The sequence below is a fragment of the Paenibacillus provencensis genome, assembly GCF_042678545.1.
Taxonomy (GTDB): Bacteria; Bacillota; Bacilli; order Paenibacillales; family Paenibacillaceae; genus Paenibacillus; species Paenibacillus provencensis.
Genome location: NZ_JBHTKX010000008.1, coordinates 109476 through 117941 on the forward strand (window position 1 = coordinate 109476; position 8466 = coordinate 117941).

Genomic DNA, 8466 nt, shown 5'->3' on the forward strand with positions numbered 1-8466 from the left:
GTGAAGTTATTACAAGAGAGCACCTCCCTTTTTTTATTTTGATCCCATCAAGATTTCTTTGGTATATAGGCGCAAAACAAATAGCACCTGGCAAAGGTCCAAAGTTTAAGACACACTTATAGTGTGTAATTAAGCCTCAGTTCACCTTTGCCAGGTGCATTGTTTCGTGAGAATGCTTTCTCGCGCGTGCGGGAAAGTAAGTTTTGTTTAAATAGTAAGGTATGATGCTATTTTATCAGGAAAGGACTTCGTTGGAAATACCATCAATTATTATTGAGCATTGTTTTGTAAATGATGGCTTTCAATTCATTTTCACAGGTTTCCGTTGCTCGGTATAGTTCAAAGTTTTCTGCATTTCGATACTGATGTTTGGATGTCCCTAGTGATATCAGTAATCGTTGCAATTGCTGCATATTTAGAGAAGTATGCTCGCAAGATTCTAGTCCTAAAAGTATCCTATCGAACATTTCAATGTCCTGCAGTTCCCCATCCAGAATGGAACTTTGAAAGGAATCCGTGCATATACGATACCAGTACTCATAATCCACATTTTTAGAATTAAATTGAATGCTGAGATCTGTAACGTATTTTACTTCCCATTGACTACCTCTAATTTCTTTTGATGTGCTTTGTTTAGTTTTTGTAATCAAGATTATTTCTCCTTCTTTTTTGAGTTTTGCAAAAATAAAAAAGCATCTTTAATGAACCATTGATGGACAAAACATACGTCCCCAATGTTTCACAAAGATGCTTAGAATGCTCTCCTGCGTCTGCGGGAGAGTAATAATTAATTATGGTTAAGATCAAGGTATATGGAAAATCATATTACAGATTCTTGATGCTGTACAGTACAGAAATGAAAACTTTTATCAGAAAACTCTTATGTAACATCATATATTCATATTCATATTACTATTTATTAATGTATTCAGTTTTATATTTAAATGTTTATTTCTTGTTATATATATTCATATTCGCCTCAACAAATATTTTCCGCAGTATTTAAAGATAGATAGTTGTAGGATTAAGTAAATTGCAGTGATGAACAACGACAAATCTAATCACCCATGGTGGATCCGGAATTTAGCATTGCATATTATATTCACAAAAATATTGAAGTATTCTTGAATATGCATAAAAAACTGAACACTTATATGAACATTTTCATAAATTAGAAAAGAGATTTTGTCCTTAGACGGAATATAACAAACGTAATCCAGTGGATCGTAATTAGCACACAAGCATCTCTAGGGTATCGTAATTGCAGAGTTAGATAAGTAGTCACATGGAGATCATTCAAGAGGTTGATAAATAGCTTCTACCCGGACTATGTTCGCTGTTGGCTATCTCGATGATTATGATGGTTCGCACATTGAGTATATACATTATGATGGTTAACATACGGCTTCATTCATTCAATCATACAATCCGACAATAGAATTTAGATACATTGGTAGATTTTTCACCGAACTTTCTGAGGATCCACCTGTCATAAATCGTGTTTAATAAACTGAATAGTTAATTGCATATGAACATGAATATAAATTTGTGTCGAAGTATGAGTATGCCATCTTTAGCCACTCGGTAAACAGCGTTTGTTTGATTTTCCCCTCTATAGATTCTCAATAAATATATTGTTACAATAGTAGTAAGTGAATATTATAGCGTGGAAGCACCGCGAAGGAACAATTTCCTTTGTGGTGCTTTTTTTTTGTAAACTTTCTGCTTTCAGGGGAGGAGATTTGTTGAAGGAAAACTCTAAAGAGATTTTCTAGAGACAAGTAAGTTTAATCATTTATTTTCGAAACGATGATACCACTATATCGAGTTGAAATTATTATTTTTGATAAGTTCTATGAAGGGGGAATCACTCTTGATCATTGAAATTAGACAAACAAAATCAAATCTGGAGCAGGTCTTTGAAATACTTACAAATGGGAATTTAAGTTATTTTGGACGCACGTCTTACTCAAAAGAATCTTTCACTACTCAATTATTCTATCCGAATTTAAAGTTAATTTACGAAACCCAGTCTAGTTCGTTGGAAGAGTCCAGGAATATACTCTCTAATAAATGGATCTCAAAGGAAGAGATAACTGAGTGCTGCGGGATATACGACAATCATGCCAATCTTTTAGGTTTGATAAATCAAGACTGTAAGGAATCCACAAACAATTACTACACCATAACTCTTGGGAAAGATATTGTTAGGGTCTACTGCTTGTTAAAAAACAAGACAATGCAGCTCCTCTTTGTAGACGTAACTGGCAAACAGATAGCACAAGGGGAAAAGGTAGTTACGGATGGTATAAACCTTCACTATTATAGGATATATCTTCTTGATGATTATTTGCGCTTTCAAAGGATCATCAGTCTATTCGTACTTTACACTGTTAATATAGGCTATCGTGTTAAGGAAGTATCACTTAAGAAAAATGATCTAATACCTTTATATAGCTCCTTAGAGCAAAAGCCGATGAATTATGACCCTGAATGGATTAAAAACAACTTCTTTGAATACTTGCTTGATAATGATGTAAGTGATTCCAAGGATTATTTAGGCAAGAATCTCAAAATACTATTCACCTTATTTGGATCAGCAATTTTATCGATTGCACTATATATGATCTTATAGTTAACTTATTAAAAGATTGAATATAAAACTGAACAGTAATATGAATATACTCTTATGGTATGTAAAAAAATATGCTGAGAAATATGCTTTGTCCTATCAATCTCTCTTCAATCAACGAGAGGAAAGAATATACAAAGAGCTAGAGGTTCGAGTTATTGGTGAAATACGAGGTAAATCTTCGCGGCAGGATAGGAACACTCCGATGACTCAAAATAAATATTGAATGAATTGATCGAACAAGTGAATTTAGCTTAATAATTGTCAAGAAGAATAGCTAACCAAGCTGGCGAGAATTCACTAAATTCAAAAAGAACATTTGTATTGCTAGCTTTTAATCTAAACCTAAAGAGAAACAATGTTCACTGTTCACTACGAGTATCATATTTCAAAAAATTATTTGACGGCTAGTTCATCGTCCGAACTAGCCGTTCTTCACAACCGCATTCTAACATATATGCTGAACTCCTTCTTGATCCAGCATAAACAAATCAAAAAATCAGTCATCTCTTTATTAAGATAAATCTTCACGCTTTCTTATGAATTAACCGAAATAGGTTTCGAAATTTCACTCTCGCTTAAATTTTTATTACGTAGAACATTAATAGTGTAAATATATGACTGCTAATTAAGGTCATATAATGTTAAGCATGTGTTGCACCCCTCCCCAAATCTTCGCCTTATTTACCGTCATTCAAGATCAAAATTCAGAAAAAGCCTGATATATCAAGGGTTTTAGCTTCCTTCACTTCTAAAAGAGGAAGTTAAAAAAGGTTATATATCACTAGTCGATACGTTTGAGATTGAATGAATAACCGAATACATACCATATTTAATCCGAATTCTTTTCATCAATAACACATGTTACATTCATAGGTTCTAAACTTGTATTAGCTGTTCTAATTGTTTTATCAAAATCACTCCTTAAAACTCAGTTATGAAGAAAAACCCTGATTTATCAAGGATTTCAGCTTCATCCTTCAGGTGAGGGGGAAAGAGGAATTTTAGCTTAAGAAACCTTAAGATATGTTTGCGAATCAATAAAAACGTTTAAACATATCAAAATCATTGTAAGAGGTAATATGCTGAATATTATACGAGTTCATCTATATAAAAAAATAACATCGAATATTCTAGTTGACCAGGAGACTAGAATATTCGATTGTTATCGTTACTAAAGTTTCCGCAGTAGGTGCAGTTTAACGTGTGCCCCTCATATTCTAACCACTTAAACTAAACTTCAAATTCATCCACAGCATTCGATTTTTATGCAGTATCTCGTGTCCGGTGAAGATTTCAATGTCTTTCAATTAACGAAATAATTTATCACTCATCTTTTTAGGATAGTATACATGTACTTATTTTCGCCCATAATAGTAGTAACATTACTAGAACTCCTATTAGAGTAAGCAATAACATATAGATTGTTAGCAGTCTACTCATACAATGAGCGATAATAGTCATCGTTGAAGCAATATTGTGTTAGAACTTTTTTTGAAACAGACTGTCTATTGGTGGCTAGCAGGAAGCCAATAATAGGTGACCTTTCCCTCGATACCTTTAGGAATCATAATTCGTTCCTTAAAGATCTCAGCAATTTTTATCGCGCCATTACCAGAAATTTTACTGTTGCGCAGAGAACTGATCTGAGCTGCTTGTTCATCATTGAGGTATGCTGAAAGAAATTCATCACTGTTAGGTTGCATCAAATTCCGACCAGGTGTCATTATACCAAATTGATACGTGAACCATGCGGAATATATTGCGTCCCACTCATGATCCATTGCTTGTGGTGACATGTTTAGACTCTTTGAATACTTTGAACTGGCAGAAAGACCAATCCAATCCAAAAGTTCTTTCCACATGCGGGTAGCATTTAATTCGTTATATACCTTTCTAACTGACTTAAAGTGATCTACCTGCTCATTTTTTATATCATCGACAGCATTATCCCTCTTGGCAAAGTAGTCATGTCTACGGGCCGTCTGAGCATGGTAGGCAACCTTTGGATGAGTTTCATTTAAAAGTTGCAGGTTAGGAGAAACACTTGCAAGGATCTGTGCAAAGATAACCCCTTGGATTGCCATAGCCCCAAAAGCAGAATTAACTGAAAAGATACTGGACTTTACTTCTGGATACTCCCTTTTAAGGAAATCGTCCATTGGCCGGAATACACCTATAGTCGGCCAAGATAAAAAAGAATCAATTCCCGCTGCAATAACTTCATCTGGGTTAATCATTTGATCATCAAAGAGCCAGGATAACGCTTCGTCACAAGTGCTAACGATTGTAGAATCAAAATCCTCTATTCTAAGATCAGAGGTTACCTTTAAATATGAGACACCATTCGCATGATTCCCTCCAGGGTCATATCCAATAATGATGTAAGTCAAATTACTTCTCCTTTCTATCGTGCGTTTACTGCAACAGAGTCTTTCGATATCCAGGATAACCACTAAGTTAAGAAGTTTACCGAAAGATCACCTTTAGGTCACCTATAGGTGAACCAAAGGTCACTCAAAGGTGAACATGAATCTAACAGCTTACTGATAAGAAAATATATGCAAACATGGCAGGAAACTCATTCACGTCCTCATGGATCCAAATATCTTCATAGAATCTATACTCTAATAATCTAACTCTAATAAAAATGAAGCGGTTATCGGTTTGTTTTCTATTTCATAACAATGAACGCAGGAACAGTATAGCTAATCTGTTTTGTCTTTCTACTTTTATGGAAGGTTATTATATCGGCAGGAAGACCCGGAAAAGGGTCACCTGCTAATAGACACACTGTGAGCAAAGTTCCGGGTAACGAATTCATCCTGACGAATTAGTAGAGATTCATTGAGTGACCTCATTAAACTCGGGGTCTTCCGTAACGATTATAACTTTAAAACACAGGATCATTTCATTTTCTTCGATCTCAAATTGGTATTCACCTAGAAGAGTTGCGCGAACATCTAATGATTGCTTTAGAGTTGATGCACGAGTAGGAGTAATATCAATAAGAATAGGCTCTACATACGAGGGTGTCCCATTACAAAATTTAATATCAATACCGTATTCACCATAATTAGTGGTGAACGAAGTGGAGTAAATATCAATAGTATCATCAAGATCATAGTTAGGATTACTGTTCTTACTCCTCAGGATATTCTCCGCAAATTTTGATACGGAATAGGGGATACTTATTTCTTTATAAAATTGGAGCTTATTTACTCCGACTTTTTCAGCAATATCCAATCCTATATTCGGATCCATCTGAACATCTGAGGAAGTTAGACTTTCGGCATAAACACAAAACCGTTCGTTTAATGATTCTGTCATACAAATAACCCCTTTAGATAGTATTTTGTCGTCACGACAGTTGAAATAGAGTTGGCGTATGTTCGACTTTTATAAGAATGTGATTGGCCTGAAGCACTGACCTGCTTAGCACACATTTTGCTGCTAGCAGGGTGTAAATGTTATCATCATTCCTGTTGAATAGGCTTATTGGTAGTTGTGCAGAGTATCTTCGATGATCTTCAAAATTTGTTTAATGACTCTCAAGCTTTAGTTTCTTGCGAAGGTATCGTTTCTCATCGGATAAATAGATTCGATCTTTTCGTTAAGAAGATCAATGAGCTTGTGTTGTTCTGCCCTAACACTTCTAAGTCTAAATTCATTTTGAATATTTAACCAACCTCGTGCTTCACGTATTTCTTGAAAGAACTTCTCATACAGTAAATTATCGCCAAATTGTATGGTTACACATTCTTGAATATCAAAGTCTGGTGTTTCTATGAGAGCACGAGTAGCCCAATTGGTTAATACCGAGCTGATTTTCATCATTACTGATCACTCCTATATGTGAGATAGTTATAAGATAATGAGTAGCAACTACAGCAGTGTCTTTTACTCAAAAAGAGAATACATAAACTGAAACTTCAAATAATGAGAATTGACGGCATGAACGAATTCCTCCTTAATAATTGGGATGTATGGCACAAAAAAAGCACCTAACAACGATCAAAGATTAAACACACGTATAGTGTGCAATTGGCCTTTGATCACCTGTTAGGTGCATTCTTTTCAGAAAGCTCCCTATGCGCATGCTGGGAGTAAAATAAAATAAAATAATCAAGAAAGTTATGCTTATATAATACCATTTAGAGAAAGAAAAATACACTCAGATTGATTCTGTAATATTATTAGTTATATTCATATTCATATTCATATATATATTCAGTATTATGATTATTTTTATGTTTATGCTTTTGAGTCAAACAACTATGGTTGCAACCAATAAAACATCTACTTAGAATGAGGCTTTGTTTAATTCCGCAATGTTTTTAGAACATATACCTCTATTCAGTTTTATATTCAGTAACGTGGTCACTTTTATGATTATCTCTTCTAGTGTAACAACTACAGCTGTCACCTCCTATGGATCTCCTCAGAGTAAGTTCTGATTAGATCCTGAGTATACTTAGTACATATATTTATATTCAGTTGAATATTCAGTAGCATGTTTAATTTTATAATTAATGCTTCTAGGGAAACTACTTTGGCGCTGCGTCCATAAAGGGCTTCTATAATAGGGAAGAAGTGAATAGCTCTGAAATTGTTAAATGCATAAACATATATTCAGTAATATATTCAGTAATATGCTTATCTTGTGTCCTATTGGTTCTGGTGCAACAACTACAACTGAGAATTCCTATGGATCTCCTCATAGTAAGCTCTGATTAGTCTTGAGTATACTTAGTACATATATTTATATTCAGTTGAATATTCAGTAACATATTCAATTTTCTAGTTATGCTTCTGAGTAAAACGACTATATCTGTCTGCATCTCCCATAAAGAAATCTCGTTAAGTAAAGCTTTATTTAATTTCGAAATATTCATAAAACATATATTTATATTCAGTTGAATATTCAGTAACATGTTTAATTTTATGTTTAATGCTTCTAGGAAAACTACTTTGGCGCTGCGTCCATAAAGGGCTTCTATATAGGGAAGCGGTGAATAGCTCTGAAATTGTTAAATGCATAAACATATATTCAGTAATATATTCAGTAATATGCTTATCTTGTGTCCTATTGGTTCTGGTGCAACAACTACAACTGAGAATTCCTATGGATCTCCTCATAGTAAGCTCTGATTATGTCTTGAGTATACTTAGTACATATATTTATATTCCGCTATATATTCAGTAACATAATCATTTTCAGTTATGCTTCTGAGTAAAACGACTATATCTGTCTGCATCTCCCATAAAGAAATCTCGTTAGAGTAAAGCTTTATTTAATTTCGAAATATTCATAAAACATATATTTATATTCAGTTGAATATTCAGTAACATGTTTAATTTTATAATTAATGCTTCTAGGGAAACTACTTTCGTGCTGCGTCCATAGCTTCTATATAGGGAAGCAGTGAATAGCTCTGAAATTGTTAAATGCATACACTTATATTCAGTAATATATTCAGTAACATATTTAAATTTCTAGTTATGCTTCTGAGTAAAGCGACTATAACTGCCTGCATCTCCCATAAAGGAATCTCGTTAGAGTAAAGCTTTGTTTAATTCGAAAAATTCATAAAAATATATTAATATTCAGTTGTATATTCAGTAACATATTAATGTTACTATCGTAAATATTTTTGGTTGCTCGTCCATAAAGGGTTTCTATATAGAGAAGCAGTGAATTGTTTTGAGGGTAGCGTCAAGAATTTTGTGTAAATAAAAATAACCTTTACTTGTAGCAGTTGAATTACGTGTTGCTTTTGAACATGGCTTGTAGTTCTGCACGAGCTTGGTCAAAGCCAATATGACATCTTGTA

At 33.9% G+C, this 8466-nt stretch carries 5 protein-coding genes; 1 reads left to right on the forward strand and 4 read right to left on the reverse strand.

What is annotated here, in order from left to right:
- Positions 1-263 precede the first annotated feature (263 nt).
- Positions 264-650 carry a hypothetical protein gene (locus ACFQ3J_RS24765; protein ID WP_090727524.1) on the reverse strand — a complete coding sequence of 129 codons (387 nt, stop codon included), beginning with the start codon at positions 648-650 and terminating at the stop codon, positions 264-266.
- A gap of 1223 nt (positions 651-1873) precedes the next feature.
- On the opposite strand from ACFQ3J_RS24765, the gene ACFQ3J_RS24770 reads away from it, so the two are divergent.
- Positions 1874-2635, forward strand: a complete 762-nt coding sequence (locus ACFQ3J_RS24770) for a hypothetical protein (RefSeq protein WP_090727523.1) — start codon at positions 1874-1876, stop codon at positions 2633-2635.
- Positions 2636-4140: 1505 nt separating this feature from the next.
- Here the strand turns inward: ACFQ3J_RS24770 and ACFQ3J_RS24775 are convergent.
- The 3 genes from ACFQ3J_RS24775 to ACFQ3J_RS24785 all read right to left on the reverse strand — a co-directional run bounded on the left by ACFQ3J_RS24775 (position 4141) and on the right by ACFQ3J_RS24785 (position 6469).
- Positions 4141-5025, reverse strand: coding sequence for a DUF429 domain-containing protein (locus ACFQ3J_RS24775; RefSeq protein ID WP_090727521.1), 885 nt, complete (start codon positions 5023-5025; stop codon positions 4141-4143).
- 451 nt (positions 5026-5476) lie between these two features.
- Positions 5477-5962, reverse strand: coding sequence for a hypothetical protein (locus ACFQ3J_RS24780; protein WP_090727519.1), 486 nt, complete (start codon positions 5960-5962; stop codon positions 5477-5479).
- 228 nt (positions 5963-6190) lie between these two features.
- Positions 6191-6469 carry a hypothetical protein gene (locus tag ACFQ3J_RS24785; RefSeq protein ID WP_090727518.1) on the reverse strand — a complete coding sequence of 93 codons (279 nt, stop codon included), beginning with the start codon at positions 6467-6469 and terminating at the stop codon, positions 6191-6193.
- Positions 6470-8466: the final 1997 nt, after the last annotated feature.

Bases quoted from the DNA above. Each gene is read 5' to 3' on its own strand.
- ACFQ3J_RS24780 (WP_090727519.1), bottom strand. From the start codon at position 5,962: ATGACAGAATCATTAAACGAACGGTTTTGTGTTTATGCCGAAAGTCTA.
- ACFQ3J_RS24785 (WP_090727518.1), bottom strand. From the start codon at position 6,469: ATGATGAAAATCAGCTCGGTATTAACCAATTGGGCTACTCGTGCTCTC.